Below are 21270 nucleotides of genomic sequence, written 5' to 3' on the forward strand. Positions count from 1 at the left end.
GGTAGATCTCTTTTTCTAACCGCGAAAACAAATCTGCCCCGGTTTTCTGCTCTTTCGCTACTCACCTTTTTTCAGGTTTTAACAATTCATCACCAATCAAACAGGCGCACCAGAAAATCGCTGCTAATCTTAGTTAGGAAACTAAATCTAATAAAAGCATGGAGCTGCCTGTGACAAACCGTCCTGACTTCCTCACCGGAGGGGAACCTGCGCGACTAATTCCGATAACCGCAGACAGCGCAAGAGAACAGAAATCCGTCTCCGTTCTACTTGCGGGCTTGCGCTCAGTACTCGAATTACGCCAGGCACTGCTCAAATCGTTGAATGTCCGAGTAGGCACAACCGCCACATTGGAAGCCTGGACAGAAGTGGTTTTCCAGAACGAAGACAAGAAGGTCGCCAAACAGAAAGATCGGCCAGACGGACTTCTGATTCTCCGCACTGGGCGGCGGGAGTGGCGAGCATTGATCGAAGCAAAGGTGAACAACGATACCATCGGTGAGGAACAGGTATCGCGTTACCTTCAACAGGCAAAAGCCCACGGCCTAGACGCGGTGATCACTATCACCAACCAATTCGCAGCCCTGCCGACTCATCACCCAGTGAAGCTTCCGAAAAACGCCACCAAATCTGTGGAGTTATTTCATTGGTCTTGGGCCTTCATTCGCACTCAGTGTCAGCTTTTGCTTAAAAATGACAGCGTTGAAGACATAGACCAGGTATTCATCCTTAGCGAGATACTTCGCTATCTTGAAAGCGACCGTTCCGGCATCAGTCACTTTGACCAGATGAATGCTGAATGGAAAGACGTCGTCAACAAAGTGAAGAGCAATGCTCCACTGGCCAAAACCAGTGATGAAGTACAGAACACGATTGCAGCCTGGCATCAGGAACAACGGGATCTTTGCCTTATAATGTCCCGTTTAACCGGTAGTGATGTGTCACTGAAGCTGAAAAACGAACACCGTCTGGACCCCGCCAAACGAGTAAAAGACGATGCCGAGGCGTTCTGCAAAACACCAATCCTCACCTGTGCACTCAGCATCATCAACGCGGCGGCAGATCTGGAAGTGACCGCAGACCTTCAACGACGAATGATTTATTGCTCAATGCGCCTAACGGCCCCCAAGGACAAGCAAAGCACCAAAGCCCGAGTGAACTGGCTTCTGCGCCAACTGAAGAAAACCGACCCCGCGGGATTCTTCATTCGAGCCACCCGACCAGGCAAAGCCGAAACCACTTACCAAGCACTGAAAGACTTACGAGATTCACCTGAGCTGCTGGAATCGGACACATCAAAAACAGCGGCGACGACACTCGAGGTCGTTTACGAGCTAGACCTTGCTGGAAAATTCAGTGGCCGGAAAGTTTTTGTTGAGGAATTAGAGAAAGCAGTTCCGCACTTTTATCAGGAAGCAGGCCAGTTGCTGAAAGCTTGGACTCCGCCGCCTCCAAAGATCACAAAAACAGAATCTGTAGCAAACTCACAGGATGAGGACTTGGTGCTGGACGAGTAGACTTGTTCTTTTACTGAAGGGAGAACCTGTGTCCACATGACAACACCAAAACGCATCTACCTCGCCGGTCCCGAAGTGTTCTTACCCGCCGAAGAACACAAAGCCATCGTGGCCGAGAAAAAGCGCATTCTTCAGGAAGCCGGATATGAGGGCGTAGACCCGCTGGACACCGCCCTGACATTTTCAGATCACGAAACCAAACCCGCGCGCGGCCACCGAATCTACCAGGCCAACCGCGAACTGATGGACAGTTGCGACGCCATCATTGCCAACCTCACGCCCTTTCGGGGCATCAGCGCAGACCCAGGCACCGTGTTTGAAGTCGGCTACATGATTGGCCAGGGCAAACCCGCTTTCGGGTTTACTCTAGACAGCCGGAACTATCGCGACCGCACCGGCGCGACCGACCAAGATGAACACGGCCACGCCATTGAAGACTTCGAGATGAGCGATAACCTGATGATCGAGGGTGGCATCAGGGAGTCCGGCGGCCAGCTATTGGTGGCGCAGCAGCCAGGCGAGCATCGGTATTTCTCGTCTGAGCTGTTTCGCAACTGCGTGCGAGCATTGGCCCATGCCTGAACCAACGCCACTTCAAACCCTGCTAGACACCCTCCCCCAGCGCGGACGCGTGGAATGGATTGGCATCCGCCCCGCACGCGGCGAGCCCATGCAGGCAATCGAGCGCGTGGCGATCACCCCGGGCACGGGCCTGGAAGGCGACCGATTCGCTGGGCGCGAAACCAGCAAACGCCAAGTCACCCTGATACAGCAAGAACACCTCCACACCATTGGCTCCTTCCTACAGCGAGAAGCCATAGAACCCGAGGTGTTCCGGCGTAACATCGTAGTCTCTGGCCTGAACCTGCTGGCGCTGAAAGGCAAAACGTTTCAAATTGGCAGCGTGGTGCTGGAATACACCGGCCAATGCCACCCCTGCAGTAAAATGGAGACAACGCTTGGGCCCGGTGGCTATAACGCCATGCGCGGGCACGGCGGCATTACCGCGCGAGTGGTTGAAGGGGGCGAGGTGGCACTGGGCGACGAGGTGCAGGCATTACTCCCATCTCAACAGGCCTGAACAGCGGCCTAGCGAACGTAAGGGTAAGCCGCCCTCACCTGCCCCATTACAATGCGGGCATCTTCCGGCTTCAAGCCATGTTTGCGTAACTGCGGCATGACCATAGCGCCGACGTTTTGGCAGCGCGACGGATCAATTCCGTGTTTCATGAAGATATCGGCGATGGCCTGCGGCGAAGTATCTGGATTGGCTTTGAGCAGGTTGCCGATTTCGATGGCGCAGGCTTGTTCGGTGGGGTCGGTGTTTTGTTTGCTGCGCCAGATTAGGAAGGCGGTGATGGCGGCGAAAAGGGCGAGGATTAGGAATTTCATAGAACACTCAGCAGTGGGCAAGGTAGAACTAAGGCTACGCCGTAACCGGCGCTTCCAAAGCCTGTTTCTTGGAGATACTCAAAGATTCCCGATACTCTGCCGCTTCCGCTTTCATTGTCCAGTGTATTTCGTTCATACCCTGCTGTTCGACAGCTTGGCGAATTTCAGCAAGATTCAGGTTAAAGAACTCCTTCCGGAAATTCACTTTATTTACCGACGCATCATCAAACCGACGATGCAGCTCTTTTTCCAATGCCGGAGCATCATCGCTGTAAATCATAGCGTGGACATCAAAATCAAATGGAACTGATGCGTCGCCTAACTCTTTCACTCGATCCATAGGCTCGAGCCTGCGCGTCATGCCAATCTTGAAGACGTTCTCACCAAAGCTTCCGATATTACTGATGACATAAACATGGCCACGTCTTGTTTGCTGCGCCATCGAAAGTGCCCGCTCGCCCTTTGTCTCGGCTTCGGCCAACTTGGCTTCAAGTTCCGCGAGCTGGGTTTCGTATTGCTCGCGCTGATCTCCGTGGGCAGCCGCCAGTTCCTTGTGAGCCGTTTCCAAGGCTTTTTGCAACATGCGTTCTTCTTTCTCGGCCTCCTTAATCGCCTTTTCTATTTCGCGGCGGGCTCTCTCTTCCTCACGCATTTGTTCCCTAATCGCTCTCTGCTCTTCCCGCTCTATCTGCCTTAGTTCATGAGTGGCAACCGCCCATTGAAGTTCATCCAAACGAGCCTCAAGATACTCTTGGTTAATACGAGCATTTCGAAAGGGCATGCCATTGTGATTCACTAGCGCAAAGGCATCCTTAATTTCCTGTTTGATCTTGCCGAAGTTGTCATGTTTGACCTTGGCCAACGCCGAATCAACCTTGCCGTTGAAGGCATCGACCGCGAAATGTATTGCAAAGGCTCGCCGGTTTGCCTCTGCATAATCACACGCGCCCGCATTACCATTTTTGACCATATCCCGAACGCGCTTACGGGCTCGCTTCAACTGTTCGCCCGCGTCTTTGTGGCTGTAGTCTTCGGCAAGTTCATCCAAAACTGCATGATTAGGGACGATATAGTCGTCTTTGTAGCCTTGGATGGTATTGCGCATAGCCACCACGGTGGCTTCATATAGATCAGCTTTCCCCTTGGCGGCCAGTGCATCACCCGCTACCTCTTTTGCCTGCCACCCCGCGAAATCAAGAACTCTCTCCGCCTCTGCTCGGCCATCTGCCTCAATCTGCTCGGCCTTTAACTTTGCTTCTTTGATAGCGGCCTTTGCTTCAGCACTGATTTGGCCCGCTTCCTCCGTGGCCACCGCTAGTTTTGCTTCAGCCTCCGAATACACACGTTCCGCATCATTTTTGACAGCTCTCGCCTGCATCTCAGCTTTGCTAAGTAACAACCGCGCATGCTGCTCCATATCAGTAATCGGCTTGTACTTGGCATCTAGGTCCACACAGTACAGTTCTGCATCCCGTTTTTTCTTTTCAGCCTGTTTTAAGGACTGCATCGCTTCAGCGAGCTTTTCCTTCATAGCGTTCCGGCTACGTCGGGAAAGCCAAGCGATCACGGCCGGAATAAAGATCACAAGAACCGCGACGGTTACGACGATGGCATCAGCTGCCGATGTTATTTCTTCCATGTTTTTTCCTTATTTATCGTTTTGAAAGTCTAGGAGTTATCGATGCGCGTCTAATAAAGTGAGGAAAGTACATTGTCCGTCTTTCTCGGCTGTTTATAGCTGCCTCATGGCAGTACAACAGCATGAAGTACCTCAGCTCCTTTAGTTTCTCAAGTTTTGATGGGAAACCTGAACCAATCACAACGATCAACAACATGAAAGAAATGATCGCAGCAGCGACGAGAGCAAGCTCCGCATACTCCATCCTGCTCCAGACCGATCCAACCAAACCGGCAAGCAGCCCCAAAGAGAAAGTAACAATCTTTTTCGTGGCCGCGGACTCTGTGGCAATAATATCTATCTGCGAGTCTAAGAGCTCGAAACATCCCCTTATGGTTGGCTCATCAACAAAGGACTTTTTTAGGTTTTTCTTAAACATCAAGTATCGAGCATCCTGATAGTTCTGAGATTTTAAAGGCTGCTTATCTTCCTGATCGCCAAACTCCGCATACACCATTTTCTCGTTCAGGGATGTGAACTTCACAATCAAAGCGACTTCAGCAAGTAATACAGGAACTAGTAGCCAACCTTGTAAGATGAAAAATAATACTAGCGAAAAAAGAAAAATTACCACTAAGCCTATGGTATAGAATCGCTCCCATAGTGACGTTGAATTCCATATTCCCAAAAAAATTTTTAGGCGCGTCGCTTCAGCATGATAGGCGTCCCATACAATCTTCCAACAACTCATCGGTTCAGATCCCCTTCCTATAACGCTCCGATAATGTACGCCGCTTGCGGCGCCACCATTAAGCGGTTTATTAGAACCTAAAGGTCGTCATTTGCTATTCTCTCCGTTCTTTTACCATGCAGTTCGTTCACAAAGGCAATATTAGTAACCATTACAGTGAATACAGCTTTTAACTGTAAAAAAGCCATGTACGATATTGAGGCAACCCCTAAAATCTTAAAGGCTTCACGGTGATTAGCATATAGCAAAGTTTTAAAAAATATTAAATATACAAAATTAAAAACAAGCAAAGAAGAAATAACAAATGCAGACGTTAAAACAATAAGAACAAGACTTTCTATTCTTTTCGTCTCATCTGTTGGCATTAACTTTACACTACTTGGGGAAGTATATGCAGATATAGCTTGTGGGTATGAGTACGCTATCCAAATCCCAGCGAGCGTAAACACTGCGGCAGACAGGTTTTTCAATGTTGCCATTATAGGTTCTAAGTCAATCAGTGTTATACCATCAGAAATTAACCAGCCTACAAAAATCCCGAAAATCATATAACACGAGTGGCTAGCCACTCGGCTTTTCAGAAAGTCAAATATCAAAATCACGAATTCAGAAAGCTTAGTAAAGGCCATTTTCATTTCCCAGTTGACGCTTTCTTATCACCGTCGTTCTCTGACAACCCCATTGATATTTGTTGCAATAAGTCATCCCGGTTTTTTAATAGCTGCTTAAGGACTGTGCTGGCCGAATGGTAGTTATCATTAACACCTAAATAAGGTAAAAGTACATTTTCTCGCGAAACGTAACTGCTAAACCATTTTGTAGAGTCATTACCCAACTCTCTGAAACCGATGTTATTCCATTTATCCTTTGGATTATATTCTGAGTGATGTACTTTTATAATATCCGCAACCTCATTTGGAGTAAGCGAAGCTTCTTCAATTATTTCAATATGCTTGCTGAATTTTCTCTTGTTTTTTACCTTTGACCATAGTTTAAAAACTGGATCTTTGTTATCGCTTTTTTTAGTAGATATAGTATCTCTAACAACAATGTGACTTATCTTCTCGGACAGTCGCGCAGCATTGGCTTTGTCGGAGTTAAGTTCTTTTGTGCTCGCGACAAACTTAAATCTCATTAGCCTATTCCCATCGCTTGCCTTGTACGTAACAGATTTTCTAATGATGGGGTGGCCAGTGGATGGATTCTCCGTTTCAGTCTCTGATACGTGTTTTCTAGGGTGAGATATTCGATAATCGATGCATCGCTTGATGTAATCGCAGACTTCTTTTGTTGCTGCGCATGAATATGGCAAACTTAAAGTAGCGATAATCCCTAAGCTTGGTATTATCCAGTAATACATTGGTTGGCCCAGTATTGCGCTTTGCCCCTTAACCTTAGGGTCAAATTTTATTGAATCACTGGTATCTTGACCAACCTTCGCATCAGGAGAAATACCGCTAACTTTTCCGCTATCATCTCCAAATCGTTTCCAAAATACTAAAAGCGAATCTTTTGTAGTAGGATCTTGGGCAATGCTTTTACAATAGATCTGAGTTCGCTTGGGGTGGCTCTCGACATCCCAAGGAATGGTTTGATTGAAATCTCTATCCTTAACCCAATCACAGAAACTATTTACAGTCTGCTCTAGAGATCCTTCTACATGAACAGGATCCTTAATGCTTGTACTATAGAAACCGCATTGATCTACCTCAAAAAAACTAATTAGAGCTTTATCCATATCTTTTCCATTTATTTTTATCAAGTTTGAAATTAGGTCGATGATATTCTAACGTTTGGAGCTCATGAGCGCTCGCAACGCGAGTGTCTCATGTAGCGACTTTGTTTGGCTGCCTAGTCCTGCGAGGGTACCAGGAGTCACCTTCTTCTCAGGCCACTCCGGATTTATGGGCATGCGGTGTGGTTCCACGCCTATAGTTAAAGACGTACTGAGAAGATGCGAATGGCACCAAAAGGCAACGCGATCGCTGATGAATGGCGTACCCTCAGAGACCCGCTGGTGTCCCTTTCAAGCTGCGTCTTGACGCGCACCAGCGGGTCTCTGAGGGTAGCTAAGAAAGCGTTCAACAACGATTCTCCTCATTGCAATAAAGAAGCACTGACATCACGTTTCCCGCTACGTCACCTGACTTTCTCCCGCAAGCCAAGCTCAAAGAAATCCTAACGATTAAGCCTCCCGGACTGCCGTGGAAGCGGAGCGCACGCATGGTAATGGGCAGCAGAATAAGCGGTATGAAATACGAGAAATTGAAAAAATGCGGTGTCAGTTCTGAGGTATCCATCGGCCGTTATCCATAACAGTTGGTGCTTCCGTAGTGTTTAGCTACCTAAGGTAGACCATTTCAGCACATTCTGTCTGCCCCTATTATGAAAATACATATTTTTATGTCACAAAAAAAAGCTGTGCGGCCATCCCGCACAGCTTTATCTTTTAACTCTGTTTTCTATGCCAAAGCCATCACGCAGCAGCCAGAAAAGCTCCAGTAGCAGCAACCAAACCACCCAGCACTCGCCCAAACCGGCTATCCGTTCTCTGCATCAAAGCACCAAGACCCCGGCCTACAAACGTAAGCGCCAATGTGGCAATGGAGAATCCAGCCAGATAAGCCACCAGTGCGGCCCCAGCCGGCATTTCAGTACCGTGAGCAAAGCCATGAAACACCATAAAGGCAGCTACCAGTGCTCCACCCATAACGGTAGGCAGTTTCGCCATGGTGGCGATAAGAATACCCGCCAGCAGCACCGAGAGTGCAATACCGGTTTCAACGCCAGGCAGGCTCAGGCCGCCCCAAGCGATGGCTGCACCGAGGATCATGCCGCCGATTACGAACAGCGGTGTACCGTTTTTCAGGGTGGCAGACTGGCGCACGCTCCAAAAGCCGATAGCGGCCATGGCCAACAGATGGTCCAGGCCCAACATCGGGTGCAATAGGCCGCTGGTGAAGCCGGTGCCTGCATCGTGGCCGGCGTGAGCGGACGCGGCTGTGGCGGTAACCATCAGGCCGGCGGCCGTCAGTAATCGGGTGATTGCTTTCATGGTGTTTCTCCAGGTATTCAATAGGGTCTGTTTACAGAGCTTTCAGGCGGTTTCTGCAAGCTTTGCAGGGCGTCGTTCCGGCAGCATTCCGCGTTCCAGAATGAAACTGATAATGGTTTCCAGCCCTACCCCGTCATACAGGTTGGCAAACACAAACGGCCGCTCGCCGGGGCAAGATCTTTCCCTTGGGTGCATTCCGGTAATGGGCCACCCAAGCTGCATTTACTTCCTGGGGCAGGTATTAGAGGATTCCGTTTTGGGCGCCCTCGCCCGCCGGGCGGATGCAACAGGTTCACGTGACAGCATCCGTGTCGCCCTACCAGGTACAACGGTCGCTGCCAAACCAAGCGATAAGCGGGGAGCCAAAAACGTGCACCCTGAAACATGGTGCCCAGTTATGGTGCGATCTAGTATTGAGGGGTAAAGTGATCAAGACCGCCCTGCGTTTATTGCCTCATCGTATGGCAACGGCCGGGCAAACAGATAACCTTGGGCCTGGTCGCAGCCACGCTCATACAGCAGTGCCAACTGCTCCTCGGTTTCCACACCTTCAGCAACGACTTTGAGCTCCAGTGCATGAGCCATGGCGATGATGGTGTTTACAATCACCCTGCTGTCCGGATCTGTAGTCACTTCTGCGATAAAGGATTTGTCGATCTTCAGGGTATCGATAGGGAAGCGCTTGAGATAACTCAGGCTTGAGTAACCCGTGCCAAAATCATCCAGGGAAATGCTCAGGCCCAAACCAGCCAGCTCTGTCATTATCTCTATTGCCGACTCAACGTCGTATAGGAGAGCGCTTTCGGTGATCTCCAATTCCAGGTTAGCCGGCTGCATGCCGGTTTCTTCCAGGATCTGCTGAATAACCCCAACGAGATTTTTCTGATGAAACTGCCGGGCGGAAAGGTTCACGGCCATTTTCAGCCCGTCCCCAGCGGCGCCTTGGCGGCAGGCTTCGCGCAGCACCCATTCACCAATCGGCACGATGAGCCCTGATTTTTCTGCCAGGGGGATAAAGCGGTCTGGCGCTACCAGGCCTTCCCCCGGGTGATTCCAGCGCAAAAGGGCTTCCATACCCACAACCTGACCCGTAGCAATCTCGATCTGCTGCTGATAATGCAACTGGAACTGCTCCCGGCCCAGGGCATGCCTTAATGATGTCTCCAGCGCCAGCCCATCACCCGAGGTATTATCGCTCCCGGGATCGAAGTGCTGATAGTCATTACCGCCTTGCGCCTTGATAGCGGTCATAGCGCTTCGGGCACTGTTGATCACCGCATCCATGTCCTTCCCGCTACGTGGGTATTCTGCAATGCCCATACTGCATGAGGCAAAGAGCTCCCGGCTGTCTTCCATCACGATGACCGAGTGCAACTCACCCACTATGCATTTAGCGACATCCGATACCTCTGCGGCACTCTGCCCAGGAAGCAAGACAATAAACTCATCGGCCCCCCAACGGGATACGGTATCGGCTTTACCTACGCAATTGCCTATCCTTCGCGCCACTTCTCGAAGCACATCATCACCGCCAGAGTGCCCCAAGCTGTCGTTGAACTGCTTAAAGCGATCGATGTTGACATATAGAATGCTGAGAACACCCTGATGGCTATCAGCCTGAAACAAAGCCTGTTGCAAGCGATCGGCCAGCAGAAGTCGATTCGGAAGCGCTGTCACACTATCAAAGTGCGTCAGGTACTCCAGTTGCCGATGCTTCTCGAGATTGTCGATCGCGAATGCGATATCACCCGCAACCTCGTGGAGAAGCTTCATTTCCACTTCATCAAATGAAAACGGCTCATCCCGATAGAGCACCAGCGCCACGCCCAGGGCACTATCCCTTGCTGTCAACGGAAAGGCTCCCAGTGCTCGCACACCAAGGCCGGCCAGCCCGTAACAATCAGCGCTGTCACAATGCTCTGCCACATCACTACGAATAGCGACCCGATGATTGCCCAGGCATTCGCGAACGGTATTGATCTCATAGTTGGACAACTGCCGCGCCTGAAGTCGTTCATCGGAAGCGTGGGCGTACAGAATGTCGCACCTGCCGGTTTCCCTGTCTTGCTGCACTATCAGCGCCGCCGGTAAGTCACCCTCTTCCACGGTAATTCGTGTAGCTTCTTCATATAGCGCATCACAACTTTCAACACGCACGATCAGTGTGTTAATTCCGCTAAGAACTTTATGAATGCGGTTCAGACGCAAGATTTTACGCTTTGCCTCCACACGTTCTGTAATATCGACAATCGCAGCCAACACATAGCGCCCATCGGCCGTTTGCACCGGGTTCAACGCGATTTCAGCCGGAAAGTCCGTTCCATCCTGGCGCAGGGCAAAAAGGTCTCGACCAGCCCCCATCATTCGTTGCTCAGGGCTGCGCAGGTAGCCATGGCGATAGCCTACGTGATCGTGGCGAGCTCCTTCTGGAACCAACTGCTCTACCGACTGGCCCAATAACTCTCCTGCGGGGTAGCGAAACAATGAGTGGGCGAGCTGGTTAGCCATTTGGATGGTGCCACTGTCGTCGGTCATGATCATGGCCACAGGTGACGAGTCTACCGTCGAGCGGAAACGTTCTTCCTCGCGGTTCAGGGCATCCGCGCCACGCCAACCGACAAAACCAAGTATCAGAATGCTGCAGAGGCTGCTCAGTGCGAAGCCAAAGGCCACGGAATAGTAATCCGCCGCTACACCGTGCATGCTCAACCAACCGGTTAATACAGGCGTTACGATAATGAAAGGCATTAGCCGACGCAGGGATCGCCCGCCAATGTACGAACTGGCAGCGGAGCCCATCAGGCCGTGATCTGGCCGCACGAAGAGCATGCCGACACCGCAGAGCGCAAATAGCAAAGATGTGTGCAGCGCCATGGTGGAGAAAACAAACAGCTTGAACTTTTGCACTCCGAACGCATAACCGATCAGCACAGCGCCGCTGATCATGATTGTCGCCAGGGCCAAAGCCTGCAGAATAAGAGTGGCGTAGCGAAGCCGAAGCCCTGTGGCCAGCCAGGCCACACTTATCATGCTGAAACAAAACGCTGTGGCGGCGGACATGCGCCCGGGCCAATTGCTCGCTGCGGTAGCAAGATCCTTAACTACAAGTTCATCAATGCCCAGTTGCCAGCCCACTGCATACTCTAGAAGTGTCATACCCGACACACAGAGTACGAAAACAGCCAGCAAAACAACGAAAACATCTCTGTTCGAGGCGCTGTCAGAGGGCGTTTTACACTGTAAAAGAAGCCCGCAGGCGAGAAAGCAAAGTGCAGTATTGAACTTCATGGACTGAAAAGTAGGCAGTATTCGTTTTCCTGCCTCAATATCAAACACCCAGGACACCAATACCAGAACAGCGATGGCGATGACCAACCAGCTAATCCGATGAACGACGCGCCTGTAAATTCCCTGTAAGCCCGGAGCTATAGCTTTATGCGGGCAACTTACCCCCTGCATGACACCCTTCCTTTTTCAATGCCTGGGATGAACCGGGTGCGCCAACCAGTATATTCTGGAACATCCACACGGATATCCGTATCAATTGATAGTCTAGCAGGCTGTTTTGAAATGGCTGAGTGTGAGACCCTTTCTTTCATTCACGGCCCTTAGTTCGGGGGCATTGGTCATCTTCAGGGAACCCTAACACCATGCATACACAGCCAACCTACTCACCCCTGCGCTCAATACGGCAACTGGCAACCTTGCTCATGCTGGCGTTGTTGCTCACCGGTTGTGGCATCAACAACATTCCCACCTTTGACGAAAAGGTTAAGTCCGCCTGGTCGCAGGTTGAAAACCAATACCAGCGCCGGGCAGATCTGGTACCTAACCTCGTAGAGACCGTTAAAGGCTTTGCGGCCCAGGAAAAAGAAACCCTCACCGCAGTTATTGAGGCACGCTCCAAGGCAACTTCTATTCAAGTAGATGAAAGCATTTTGAGCAACCCTCAGAAGCTCCAACAGTTTCAACAGGCCCAAGGTGAGCTTAGCAGCGCACTTAGCCGGTTAATGGCCGTTTCCGAACGCTACCCGGATTTGAAATCCAACCAGAACTTCCTTGCCCTGCAATCGCAGCTTGAAGGCACCGAAAACCGCATAGCGGTGGCTCGGCGTGACTTTATTCAATCAGTAGAACGTTACAACACTGAGATCCGCACCTTCCCGGGTAAAATCTGGCACTCCATTCTCTATAGTGAAATGGAGGTGCGTGAGAACTTCGAGGCCACTGCACAAAATGCTGACGAAGCTCCGAAGGTGACGTTTTAAATGCAATTTTCTTCTCGCCACGCTTTCCGCTGCGCCTTCCGCCACCCTGTCGCGGTCATACTTGCGCTGATCGTACTGCCGGTATCAGCGGCTCTGGCGCAATCCGCGCCGGAGTTTCCGGAGTTGACTGGCCGGGTGGTAGATAACGCAGAGATGCTCAGCACTGCCACCGAAAACCAGATAGCCCAAATGCTTGAGGCCCACGAACAGAGCACAACAGAACAGGTTGTGGTCGTCACCGTGCCCGATCTTCAGGGGTATGGCATAGAAGACTTTGGTTATCAGCTAGGCCGGCATTGGGGCATAGGTCAGAAGGGTGAGGATAATGGCGCCCTGCTGATCGTTGCCAAGCAGGAACGCAGGATTCGGATAGAGGTGGGCTATGGCCTTGAGGGGCGCCTGACTGATGCGGCATCCGCCACCATTATTAACCGGATTATTGCCCCCGATTTCAAGCAGGGTCAGTTTGAACAGGGCATAGCCAATGGCGCTGCCGCCATGGTTCAGGTTCTAGGCGGAGAGCCCCTGGTGGTACCAGGCAGAACCGGTACCGGCCCCCAGGAAAAGCCCAACCCAAAAGCGGTGCTGATGTTTTTCCTGTTCATTATGGCAGTCATTTTCTTCATTGGTGGTGGCCGCGGCCGGGGCGGCCGATCTGGCGCGGCTCTGGTAGGTGGTGCACTGCTCGGCGCCAGCCTGGGCGGCCGTGGTGGCGGTTTCGGTGGTGGCGGCTTTAGCGGCGGAGGCGGAGGCTTCGGCGGCGGAGGTGCGTCCGGTGGGTGGTAGCGCGCAAATACTCTCTGGAATCGTCGCCTTTAATTCAACAAACAGTGATACCCCATGACATTACTAAGCAAACAGGAACAGGAACAAGTTGCGGCCGCTATCACTGCAGTTGAGCGGGAAACCGACGCAGAAGTGGTAACGGTACTAACCGCCCAGGCAGACAATTACGCATACATCCCCCTGCTCTGGGCCGGGATCATTGCGCTTTTGGTTCCCGGAATTATTAACTACTTTACCGACTGGCTGTCGGCCGATCTATTGTTCCTCAGCCAATGGGGGGTGTTTGCCCTGCTTAGCTTGGTGTTCCGGATACCCGGCATCAACAGGCGACTGATTCCCCGATCTGTAGGCTATTGGCGTGCGTCAAATCTGGCCCGGCGCCAGTTTCTGGAGCAGAACCTGCACCACACCGCAGGTGCCACCGGCATGCTGATTTTCGTCTCTGAAGCCGAGCGTTATGTCGAGATTCTGGTAGACCGGGGAATATCGAGCCAAATTGATAACGACGCCTGGGAAGACATCATTGCGGCATTCACAAAAGAGGTGAAACAGGGTGAGACCCTAAAGGGTTTTATTTCCTGCATTGAAAACTGTGGAAAGCACCTGAAAGCCAAAGTGCCAGCCACTCGCCAAAAAGATGAACTGCCAAATCATCTGGTTATATTGTCGTAAGAGGCTTGAGCCTGGTGGTCGCCCAGCTCATTATTTGCGCAACCCCAAACCCTGTGCTTGTATTAATCTCACAGGTCCGCCGGATGGAGTCGTTTTTAACTGGTCTGCCTGCAGAGGGGCCGCCCGGCGTCGGGCGGCCCAGAATCACTGTTAAAAGGAGTTGGCTTTGTTATGGCATACGAAACAATAGACGGTCAAAAATACGAAAAAGAACTGCTGGAACTTGCCCGCAAGCACACCACTGGAAAGGGCGAAGGTAAGCTATCCAAAGACGAGGTCGCAGATCTATTCAAGTCCGCCAATGACGGCGCAGGTGTGACGGAAACAGAAAAGGCCACGCTGACCTATATCAGGAGCAACTTTGAGTTCACTGACGCTGCGGCGAAAGATTTTGATGCAGCTTTTGCCAACCTGTAGTCCAGCCACCCTCTAGTACTGACCTCACCACTGCCCTCGCTGCTGACTTTAATGTCGGCGCGTTGGCATTCCATATGTAATGAAACCCAAAGCGATCGATCGACACAGCTCACCCCACAAACTCCAAGGAGTTTTAAATGTTAAGTTCATCGGAAGGTAAAAAAGTCCCCCAGGTTACGTTTCCCATTCGACATGACAACGAGTGGACATCGGTAACCAGCGACGAGTTATTCAAGGGACAAACGGTCATTTTGTTTGCCTTGCCGGGCGCATTTACTCCCACCTGCTCAAGCACTCATTTGCCGCGATACAACGAGCTGGCACCGGTATTCAAGGAGTTGGGCATAGACAGGGTAATCTGCCTGTCGGTGAACGATCCTTTCGTTATGCAAGCCTGGGCTGAAGATCAGCACGCCGACAACATCGAATTCATTCCAGACGGCAACGGCGACTTCTCCCGTGAAATGGGCATGCTGGTCAGCAAGAGTGCCATCGGGTTTGGTGACCGAAGCTGGCGTTATTCCATGCTGGTAAAAGACAGCACCATCGAGAAAATGTTCATTGAGCCAGACAGCCCTGGTGACCCGTTTGGCGTGTCCGATGCCGACACGATGCTTAACTACATCAAGCCGGATGCAACTCTGCCGGCACGGGTAACAGTATTCACGAAACCCGGGTGCCCGCACTGTACTCGCGCTAAATCGCTGCTGCAGAACAAGGGTTTCAAGTATGAGGAGATAACGCTGGGCAGTGGCGGCTTGTCATACAGCACCCTGCAAGCAGTGACCGGCAAGGGCACAACCCCGCAAGTATTTATCGACGGCCAGCTGGTTGGCGGCGCCGATGAACTCGAAGCGTTGATGGCCAAACGCTGATCGATTAGCAGTGTATATATGCCCGGGCATCGCCTGTTCGGGCATATATTTCTGGCAATTCAGTCATTATCAATCACCTCCCATACCCTTTAGAATAGTCGCCCAGAAAGCCCGGGATTTTTCGGTTACCCAAACCTGTGCGCGATTATTTGATGACTCAATCACCCTCACATTCTGCCGGGGTTTCACCGCCAAGGCTGCTGCAGCTGCTGGCCCAATCCGGGGCACCGCTCGCTGACGGCCCGCTGCCCTGTTGCGGCGAACGGCTAGGGCGACTGTTTGGGCTTTCCGACACCCTGGTTCTGGATTCTGCGATTGCCTTTCGAACCCGCCATCCGGGCATGAACCAAGGGCCAACATTTGAGCGGATAATTCAGGAACTGGCCACCACTCGCAGAGCACTCGTTCGAAAAATCTCCACGTACGGCGATGACATTGAACCAACGGATAGTGTGGATTTTGAGCTGTATTTGAATAGCTGGCTCGCCCTGCAACGCAGAGTAGTCGCCGCAAGCCGGCAGCTTCGGGACAAAACCCGAAAAGCGATGAAGGATCACAACCAGAAGCTGGCCAGGCTGGCAGAACTGGATTCAACCTTCGACCATGCGATGGCCGGGTACACCAGCCAGTGTTTCTCGAATATTTCCAAAGTGCTGGAACAGCGCTTCCAAACGCTTTCCCCAGCACTATCACTATCAGAACAAACAACCTCTGATCCCTCCCACGAAACCGGCATTGCGCCGGATGATTGGCTCCACCGTTACTGCGAAGAAGCGCAGAATCTATTACTCGCTGAACTGGATGTTCGGCTGGAGCCAGTACTGGGATTGCTTGAGGCCTGCCACAACGAGGTAATGGATTCTCCATGAGCAGACTTTTCTTCTTTTTCGCTTTTGTCACAGGTTTGGCGGTAACGGCCTGGATTGGCCAACGTTTTTTAGGCTCTGACCTGCTGGCGCTTTCCGTAACGGTCATCATTGCGGCGGTCTACACGTTGGGCTTTGTTGAATTGATGGGGTTCCGGAGCACAACCCGGAGTCTGGAACAGAAACTGAGCACCACGCCGGAAAACCGCGAGCAACTCGCAAGCTGGCTCTCTGGCTTGCCGGAACAAGTGCAGTTTTCAGTCCAGAGGCGCATCGATGGGCACTTTGCTGCACTGCCAAGCCCGCAGTTTACGCCCTACTTGGTCGGCCTATTGGTTATGCTTGGCCTGCTAGGCACCTTTGCCGGCATGATTGTGACTTTGAGCGGCGCAGCGTCGGCACTGGATGGCAGTACCGAACTCAGTGTAATTCGTAGCGCTTTGGCGGCCCCCATTGCCGGGTTGAGCCTGGCCTTCGGCACGTCCATTGCCGGTGTTGCAGCGTCTGCCATGCTGGGACTGGCTTCTACACTCAGCCGCCGCGAACGGTTGCAGGTATCCCGCCAGCTGGATAAAACCCTGCGCCAGCGATTACACCACCTGTCGGCGGACTACCAGCGCCAACAGGCTTTCAAAGCACTGGAATCCCAAGCGGAGGCCCTGCCCCAAATGGCTACGGCTATGGAATCCATGACCGCCCGCATGGAGCAGCTAGGCCAGCAGCTTGAGCAATCCCTTACCCGCAATCAACAGGAATTCCACACAACCGTTGGCGGCCACTACCAGACCCTGGCAACGTCCGTGGCCGAGTCCCTTCAGAAAGCTCTGGAATCCAGCAGTCGCCTGACCGCTGAACGCATAGAGCCGATCGTTACCGAAGCCATGACAGCTCTGCAGTCCAACGCCGGAAAGCTCCACGAAAACTGGTCAGCCACCACCAAGCAACAACTAACTGCACTCACCGAAATCTTCCAGACGCAAAGCACCAAGCTTGCCACTCAACAGCAACAAGGCCTGGATACTCTCATCACCCGTATCAGCGAGCAGCTCTCTCAATTGCATAAGCAAGAAGCGGCCCGAGGCGAGGCAGCCAATGACCGTTTGGCCCAGCTTGAAGTTATCGTCACCAAGCACCTGACTGAATTGGGCGCAGGCCTGGAAGCCCCCATGGCCCGCCTGATAGAAACCGCATCGGAAACCCCGAAAGCCGCCGCACATGTGATCTCGCAACTGCAAAGCGAGATGGCTCGCAACAGCGAACGTGAAAACCAACTGTTGGAAGAGCGTCAGCGGCTGGTTCAGGAACTGGACAGCCTCCTGGAATCCCAGCGCACCAATGCAGACAGCCAGCGCGAGGCGGTTGATTCTCTTATCAGTGGCGCAGGTGACACCCTCACAGGCATCAGCGAACGCTTCAATGTTCTGATTCAGGAACAAAGCCAGCAACTCGGCAAGCTGGGCGAAGACATCACCGGCAGTAGCCAGGAAGTCGGCGCCCTCAGTGAATCCTTCCTTGCCGCAGTGGAACTGTTCAGCGCGTCCAATTCTCAGCTGCAGGAAAGCCTGGCTAACATCCAGAAAGCACTGGATAACGCCGGCAGCCGCCACGACGAACAACTGGCCTATTACGTTGCCCAGGCCCGGGAAGTCATCGACCTCTCCGTGAGCTCCCAGAAAGATGTGATTGATGCGGCCTCGGCCCTGATCGCCAATCACGCCGAGACCAGCGGAGCCAGTTGATGGAATATCTGGAAGACGGCGAACAGCAGTCCACCCCTATCTGGGCGATATTCTCAGACCTGATGGCAGCGCTGGTGGGTATTCTGGTGCTGATTCTGGTGTGGGTGATTGGCGTTCAGTTGGAACTGAGCCAGTCCCTGGAGGAAGAAAAAGCCAAGCGAGAAGCGGAAGAGCAGCGGCGCATAGCCCTGGAGCAAGCCCTGGAAGATCCGCTCACCAAAGGCCTGGTAACCTTTCACAATGGCCGCATTGGCATCAGTGGCAACGTGCTGTTTGAACTGAACTCGGATCAGCTACAAGCCGACGGCGTGGACGTACTCGAAGCCCTCGTCACCCCGCTGCAAACCTATCTGACTCAGCACCAGGAACTACTGATGATCAGCGGCTTCACCGATGACCTTCCCATGCACAGCGGCAACCGGTATCAGGACAACTGGGGGTTGTCTGCCCAGAGGGCACTCACAGTCACCCGGACATTAATAGAACTTGGCCTGCCCAACGACCGGGTGTTCGCCGCTGCCTTTGGCCCGCACCATCCGGCGGTGCCAAATATTGATTCAGAATCCCGCGCTCAGAATCGGCGGGTAGAGATCAGTACCGTGCCTCTAGCACCTCAAGCACCTGCAAACGCTGAAGCGGAGGTTGGCAATAGATGACTGCCATAGCTGAAGCCACTGCCCTGCACCCGCAACTGGAAGACCTCCAAAACTCCGGAGCCGACCAGATGGACCCGGCTCGCTTCCGCTACCTGGAAGCTTTGGCGCTGCGTTTGGAAACGAAAGGCCTGCAGCACACTCGGCACTGGCAGAAGCTGGAGCAGGCAGTTGCAGACTACAAGACACGATTCGAAGCTCTGCAGCCGTCATCACAAGCCACTGAAACCGCTGCCCCTTCGCCGCTCACAAAGCTGCTGGACAGGCTGAATCAAACCCCGACAGCACCCCAAATTCAGCCCCGCTCTACCCTGGAACAGTTGGTATTTGGAACGCCCGAGGAAGGCTCTACCGCCCCGCAGCATGCTTCCAGCACCAGCTCCCACCTGCCACTCAAAGCCATGACCAGAGCATCGGTAGACCGTGGTGAACAAGCCCTTCAGGCCCGTGTTCGCAACGCCATCGAACAAGCTCCAGAAGACGCGGGCCCTATGAACGCCCACCGCTTGGTGAGCCTAGCAATGGCCGAAATGCAGAAGCTGTCACCGGAATATTTGAACCGGCTGGTGAAATACACAGATACGTTAATGGCGCTGGAACGATTAGGGCGAAAAGGCTTGTGAATATGATCAATGCATTCGCAGTATCAAACTACCGCAGCCTGAAGAGCGTTGTCGCGCCCTTGGCGGGTCTTAATGTCGTTACGGGCCCAAACGGTTGTGGCAAATCCAACCTGTACAAATCGCTGCGCCTACTCGCAGAAGCGGCGAAAGGAAACCTGATTTCGTCGATCGCACAGGAAGGCGGGCTGGATTACACCTTCTGGGCCGGGCCAGACAACTTCACCAGCGGCATGAGAGAAGGTTCCGCGCCTGTTCAAGGCTCCGCCCGAAAACACAACTCACGCCTGAGACTGGGCTTTGCGGGTGAAGAGTTCAGCTACGCCATATCACTGGGGATGCCAGCACCGCAGGGATTTGCCGGCTATAAAGACCCCTCCATGTTTCAATTCGACCCGGAAATAAAGCGCGAATGCATTTGGGTGGGCGATGTTTGCCGGCCCAGCAGCTGCCTGATCGACCGCGTCGGGCCTGTAGTAAAAATACGCTCCGGCCGAAAGTGGGAGGTGTATAACGCCCACCTAAATTCTTACGAAAGCATCCTCAACGAAATCAGCGACCCGGTGGCTGTGCCTGAAGTGCACGCTGTAAGACAAACCATCCGCAACTGGCGCTTCTACGATCAGTTCAGAACCGACCCCGACTCCATCATTCGCACGCCACAGATAGGCACACGAACCCCTGTACTCGACCACGATGGCCATAGCCTGGTTGCTGCTCTGCGAACCATACATGAGATAGGCGACCGCCAAGCGTTGTATCACGCGATTGAGGATGCGTTTCCCGGAGCAACAATAAATTTTTCGGCAGACTCGGGTAATCGCTTTGTTCTGGAGTTTCTTCAGGAAGGGCTTTTGCGGCCATTGAACCAGGCGGAACTTTCTGACGGAACGTTGCGCTACCTTCTGCTGGTGGCAGCCTTGCTTACACCCCGCCCCCCTTCCCTGTTGGTGCTGAACGAACCGGAAACCAGCCTGCACCCGGACCTGCTTCCTGCACTCGGGCGGCTGATTATCCGTGCCTCGCGGGAGACTCAGGTTTGGGTGGTTTCCCACGCACCACGGCTGGTAGCCACATTGGAAAGGGATGGTGACTGCAACTCGATGGCCCTGAACAAAGAACTGGGTGAAACCGTTGTGGTGGGCCAGGGGTTATTGGACGCACCACCCTGGCAATGGCCTGATTAACGTTGATGCTTTGAACATCACAGAAACGCGCTAACCATACCCACACTACTGACCACCAACAACACCACACCCAGCATGCGGAAAAACACCGGTGTTTCCGCCTTCAGAATGCGCTCGTGAAAACGTAGCCCGATCACATGCCCTATGGCGGCGCATGGTAGTAGCCACAAGTGATGAATCAACTGCAGATCAAGCCCAACCCAGATAAACGCGGCCAGCTTGATCAACACAAGAATAAACCAAAGGCCAAACAAGGTATCGCGTAGCTTCTCCCGCGCCACATGCTGAGATGCCACCGCAATAATCAGCGGCGCGCCGATCAGCGAGGTGCCGCTGATGTAACCACCGGCCATCAGCAAGATCACATCCACGGTTTTACTTCGGCTGCGGAAAGGTCGATTAATGATGTACGACACTGAGTAGATCGCAACAATCACGAAAATAATCGCACTCAGTACATGGGGTGGCAGCGTAAACAGGCCAAACACGCCAATCAGCTTGGGCACGATCATAATGCCCAGCATCCGCCAGAGGTAGGGCCAGTCAACCGTGCCCTCGGGGGCTTTGGCGGCCGCATCTGGCCCAAATCCGGTCAGCTTTTGGCTGCCATCGCCGGCTTTTCTGGTGCGACTTTTGCGATTGTTCATCCAGATGGTCAGAGATGAGAAAAACAGCAGATGCACCGCAATGATGGGTAGAAATATTAGCGGGTCATCTTTCACCAGCAACAGGAAAGGCAGCGACAACACCGCACCGCCAAAGCCCAGCCCAGAGCGCACGAAGCCACTCCAGATGAAGATAAGGGCTACCAAGGCATACTGGATTAGAGAAAAATCGGACATAACTTCCTGTGC

General features: G+C 52.7%; 21 protein-coding genes and 1 pseudogene. 13 read left to right on the plus strand and 9 right to left on the minus strand.

Annotated features, from left to right (window positions below; genetic code table 11):
* Nucleotides 1-170 precede the first annotated feature (170 nt).
* From Q0824_RS07100 to Q0824_RS07110, 3 genes are read left to right on the plus strand one after another with little or no spacing between them, the layout of a single operon-like run.
* Nucleotides 171-1517, plus strand: a complete 1347-nt coding sequence (locus tag Q0824_RS07100) for a hypothetical protein (RefSeq protein ID WP_298448831.1) — start codon at nucleotides 171-173, stop codon at nucleotides 1515-1517.
* Nucleotides 1518-1553: 36 nt separating this feature from the next.
* Nucleotides 1554-2099, plus strand: a complete 546-nt coding sequence (locus tag Q0824_RS07105; RefSeq protein WP_298448832.1) for a nucleoside 2-deoxyribosyltransferase — start codon at nucleotides 1554-1556, stop codon at nucleotides 2097-2099.
* Nucleotides 2092-2598: an MOSC domain-containing protein gene (locus Q0824_RS07110; protein WP_298448833.1), complete on the plus strand. Its 507-nt coding sequence runs from the start codon at nucleotides 2092-2094 to the stop codon at nucleotides 2596-2598. The genes Q0824_RS07105 and Q0824_RS07110 overlap by 8 nt, the downstream gene beginning before the upstream one ends.
* 8 nt (nucleotides 2599-2606) lie before the next feature.
* On the opposite strand, the gene Q0824_RS07115 is transcribed toward Q0824_RS07110, so the two are convergent.
* From Q0824_RS07115 to Q0824_RS07150, 8 genes and pseudogenes are all read right to left on the minus strand, one after another.
* Nucleotides 2607-2909: a hypothetical protein gene (locus Q0824_RS07115; RefSeq protein WP_298448835.1), complete on the minus strand. Its 303-nt coding sequence runs from the start codon at nucleotides 2907-2909 to the stop codon at nucleotides 2607-2609.
* A gap of 34 nt (nucleotides 2910-2943) precedes the next feature.
* A complete protein-coding gene (locus tag Q0824_RS07120) occupies nucleotides 2944-4548 on the minus strand; it encodes a DUF4041 domain-containing protein (RefSeq protein WP_298448837.1) in 1605 nt (534 codons plus the stop codon).
* A 13-nt stretch (nucleotides 4549-4561) separates the two neighbouring features.
* Entirely contained in the window at nucleotides 4562-5278 is a 717-nt protein-coding gene (locus Q0824_RS07125; RefSeq protein WP_298448839.1) for a hypothetical protein, read from the minus strand.
* Between the two features lie 77 nt (nucleotides 5279-5355).
* Complete coding sequence (locus Q0824_RS07130) at nucleotides 5356-5907, minus strand: hypothetical protein (RefSeq protein ID WP_298448840.1); 552 nt, start codon at nucleotides 5905-5907, stop codon at nucleotides 5356-5358.
* Nucleotides 5908-5909: 2 nt separating this feature from the next.
* The gene (locus Q0824_RS07135; protein WP_298448842.1) at nucleotides 5910-7016 is read right to left on the minus strand and encodes a hypothetical protein; all 1107 of its coding nucleotides are present in this window, start codon (nucleotides 7014-7016) and stop codon (nucleotides 5910-5912) included.
* A 738-nt stretch (nucleotides 7017-7754) separates the two neighbouring features.
* Nucleotides 7755-8333 (minus strand): HupE/UreJ family protein, encoded by a 579-nt coding sequence (locus tag Q0824_RS07140; RefSeq protein WP_298448844.1) that lies wholly within the window; start codon nucleotides 8331-8333, stop codon nucleotides 7755-7757.
* Nucleotides 8334-8375: 42 nt separating this feature from the next.
* Nucleotides 8376-8501: pseudogene (locus Q0824_RS07145) on the minus strand (urease accessory protein UreG); the annotation flags it as partial.
* 261 nt (nucleotides 8502-8762) lie between these two features.
* Nucleotides 8763-11489 carry an EAL domain-containing protein gene (locus Q0824_RS07150; RefSeq protein WP_298448845.1) on the minus strand — a complete coding sequence of 909 codons (2727 nt, stop codon included), beginning with the start codon at nucleotides 11487-11489 and terminating at the stop codon, nucleotides 8763-8765.
* A 494-nt stretch (nucleotides 11490-11983) separates the two neighbouring features.
* Between Q0824_RS07150 and Q0824_RS07155 the strand changes: the two genes are divergently transcribed.
* The 10 genes from Q0824_RS07155 to Q0824_RS07200 all read left to right on the plus strand — a co-directional run bounded on the left by Q0824_RS07155 (nucleotide 11984) and on the right by Q0824_RS07200 (nucleotide 20416).
* On the plus strand, nucleotides 11984-12601 hold the full coding sequence (locus Q0824_RS07155; protein ID WP_298448846.1) for a LemA family protein: 618 nt from the start codon (nucleotides 11984-11986) through the stop codon (nucleotides 12599-12601).
* On the plus strand, nucleotides 12602-13387 hold the full coding sequence (locus Q0824_RS07160) for a YgcG family protein (protein ID WP_298448847.1): 786 nt from the start codon (nucleotides 12602-12604) through the stop codon (nucleotides 13385-13387).
* 54 nt (nucleotides 13388-13441) lie between these two features.
* On the plus strand, nucleotides 13442-14059 hold the full coding sequence (locus Q0824_RS07165) for a TPM domain-containing protein (RefSeq protein WP_298448849.1): 618 nt from the start codon (nucleotides 13442-13444) through the stop codon (nucleotides 14057-14059).
* 171 nt (nucleotides 14060-14230) lie between these two features.
* Nucleotides 14231-14476 carry a hypothetical protein gene (locus Q0824_RS07170; protein WP_298448851.1) on the plus strand — a complete coding sequence of 82 codons (246 nt, stop codon included), beginning with the start codon at nucleotides 14231-14233 and terminating at the stop codon, nucleotides 14474-14476.
* A gap of 137 nt (nucleotides 14477-14613) precedes the next feature.
* Nucleotides 14614-15351, plus strand: coding sequence for a glutathione peroxidase (locus tag Q0824_RS07175; RefSeq protein ID WP_298448852.1), 738 nt, complete (start codon nucleotides 14614-14616; stop codon nucleotides 15349-15351).
* A gap of 152 nt (nucleotides 15352-15503) precedes the next feature.
* Entirely contained in the window at nucleotides 15504-16220 is a 717-nt protein-coding gene (locus tag Q0824_RS07180) for a DUF3348 family protein (RefSeq protein ID WP_298448853.1), read from the plus strand.
* Complete coding sequence (locus tag Q0824_RS07185; RefSeq protein WP_298448855.1) at nucleotides 16217-17956, plus strand: DUF802 domain-containing protein; 1740 nt, start codon at nucleotides 16217-16219, stop codon at nucleotides 17954-17956. The genes Q0824_RS07180 and Q0824_RS07185 overlap by 4 nt, the downstream gene beginning before the upstream one ends.
* On the plus strand, nucleotides 17956-18612 hold the full coding sequence (locus Q0824_RS07190; protein ID WP_298448857.1) for an OmpA family protein: 657 nt from the start codon (nucleotides 17956-17958) through the stop codon (nucleotides 18610-18612). Before Q0824_RS07185 ends, Q0824_RS07190 begins: the two co-directional genes overlap by 1 nt.
* On the plus strand, nucleotides 18609-19232 hold the full coding sequence (locus Q0824_RS07195; protein ID WP_298448859.1) for a DUF2894 domain-containing protein: 624 nt from the start codon (nucleotides 18609-18611) through the stop codon (nucleotides 19230-19232). Before Q0824_RS07190 ends, Q0824_RS07195 begins: the two co-directional genes overlap by 4 nt.
* 2 nt (nucleotides 19233-19234) lie before the next feature.
* Entirely contained in the window at nucleotides 19235-20416 is a 1182-nt protein-coding gene (locus Q0824_RS07200; RefSeq protein ID WP_298448861.1) for an AAA family ATPase, read from the plus strand.
* A gap of 17 nt (nucleotides 20417-20433) precedes the next feature.
* Here the strand turns inward: Q0824_RS07200 and Q0824_RS07205 are convergent, their stop codons facing one another.
* The gene (locus tag Q0824_RS07205; RefSeq protein ID WP_298448862.1) at nucleotides 20434-21258 is read right to left on the minus strand and encodes a sulfite exporter TauE/SafE family protein; all 825 of its coding nucleotides are present in this window, start codon (nucleotides 21256-21258) and stop codon (nucleotides 20434-20436) included.
* Nucleotides 21259-21270 lie beyond the last annotated feature (12 nt).

The sequence above is a fragment of the uncultured Marinobacter sp. genome (assembly GCF_947488835.1).
GTDB lineage: Bacteria > Pseudomonadota > Gammaproteobacteria > Pseudomonadales > Oleiphilaceae > Marinobacter.

Coding starts and splice junctions, on each gene's coding strand:
- Q0824_RS07185 (WP_298448855.1), top strand. CDS start 16,217: ATGAGCAGACTTTTCTTCTTTTTCGCTTTTGTCACAGGTTTGGCGGTA.
- Q0824_RS07135 (WP_298448842.1), bottom strand. CDS start 7,016: ATGGATAAAGCTCTAATTAGTTTTTTTGAGGTAGATCAATGCGGTTTC.
- Q0824_RS07200 (WP_298448861.1), top strand. CDS start 19,235: ATGATCAATGCATTCGCAGTATCAAACTACCGCAGCCTGAAGAGCGTT.
- Q0824_RS07165 (WP_298448849.1), top strand. CDS start 13,442: ATGACATTACTAAGCAAACAGGAACAGGAACAAGTTGCGGCCGCTATC.
- Q0824_RS07150 (WP_298448845.1), bottom strand. CDS start 11,489: ATGACACTTCTAGAGTATGCAGTGGGCTGGCAACTGGGCATTGATGAA.
- Q0824_RS07130 (WP_298448840.1), bottom strand. CDS start 5,907: ATGGCCTTTACTAAGCTTTCTGAATTCGTGATTTTGATATTTGACTTT.
- Q0824_RS07115 (WP_298448835.1), bottom strand. CDS start 2,909: ATGAAATTCCTAATCCTCGCCCTTTTCGCCGCCATCACCGCCTTCCTA.
- Q0824_RS07160 (WP_298448847.1), top strand. CDS start 12,602: ATGCAATTTTCTTCTCGCCACGCTTTCCGCTGCGCCTTCCGCCACCCT.
- Q0824_RS07195 (WP_298448859.1), top strand. CDS start 18,609: ATGACTGCCATAGCTGAAGCCACTGCCCTGCACCCGCAACTGGAAGAC.
- Q0824_RS07140 (WP_298448844.1), bottom strand. CDS start 8,333: ATGAAAGCAATCACCCGATTACTGACGGCCGCCGGCCTGATGGTTACC.
- Q0824_RS07125 (WP_298448839.1), bottom strand. CDS start 5,278: ATGAGTTGTTGGAAGATTGTATGGGACGCCTATCATGCTGAAGCGACG.
- Q0824_RS07110 (WP_298448833.1), top strand. CDS start 2,092: ATGCCTGAACCAACGCCACTTCAAACCCTGCTAGACACCCTCCCCCAG.
- Q0824_RS07170 (WP_298448851.1), top strand. CDS start 14,231: ATGGCATACGAAACAATAGACGGTCAAAAATACGAAAAAGAACTGCTG.
- Q0824_RS07205 (WP_298448862.1), bottom strand. CDS start 21,258: ATGTCCGATTTTTCTCTAATCCAGTATGCCTTGGTAGCCCTTATCTTC.
- Q0824_RS07180 (WP_298448853.1), top strand. CDS start 15,504: ATGACTCAATCACCCTCACATTCTGCCGGGGTTTCACCGCCAAGGCTG.
- Q0824_RS07155 (WP_298448846.1), top strand. CDS start 11,984: ATGCATACACAGCCAACCTACTCACCCCTGCGCTCAATACGGCAACTG.
- Q0824_RS07190 (WP_298448857.1), top strand. CDS start 17,956: ATGGAATATCTGGAAGACGGCGAACAGCAGTCCACCCCTATCTGGGCG.
- Q0824_RS07120 (WP_298448837.1), bottom strand. CDS start 4,548: ATGGAAGAAATAACATCGGCAGCTGATGCCATCGTCGTAACCGTCGCG.
- Q0824_RS07175 (WP_298448852.1), top strand. CDS start 14,614: ATGTTAAGTTCATCGGAAGGTAAAAAAGTCCCCCAGGTTACGTTTCCC.
- Q0824_RS07105 (WP_298448832.1), top strand. CDS start 1,554: ATGACAACACCAAAACGCATCTACCTCGCCGGTCCCGAAGTGTTCTTA.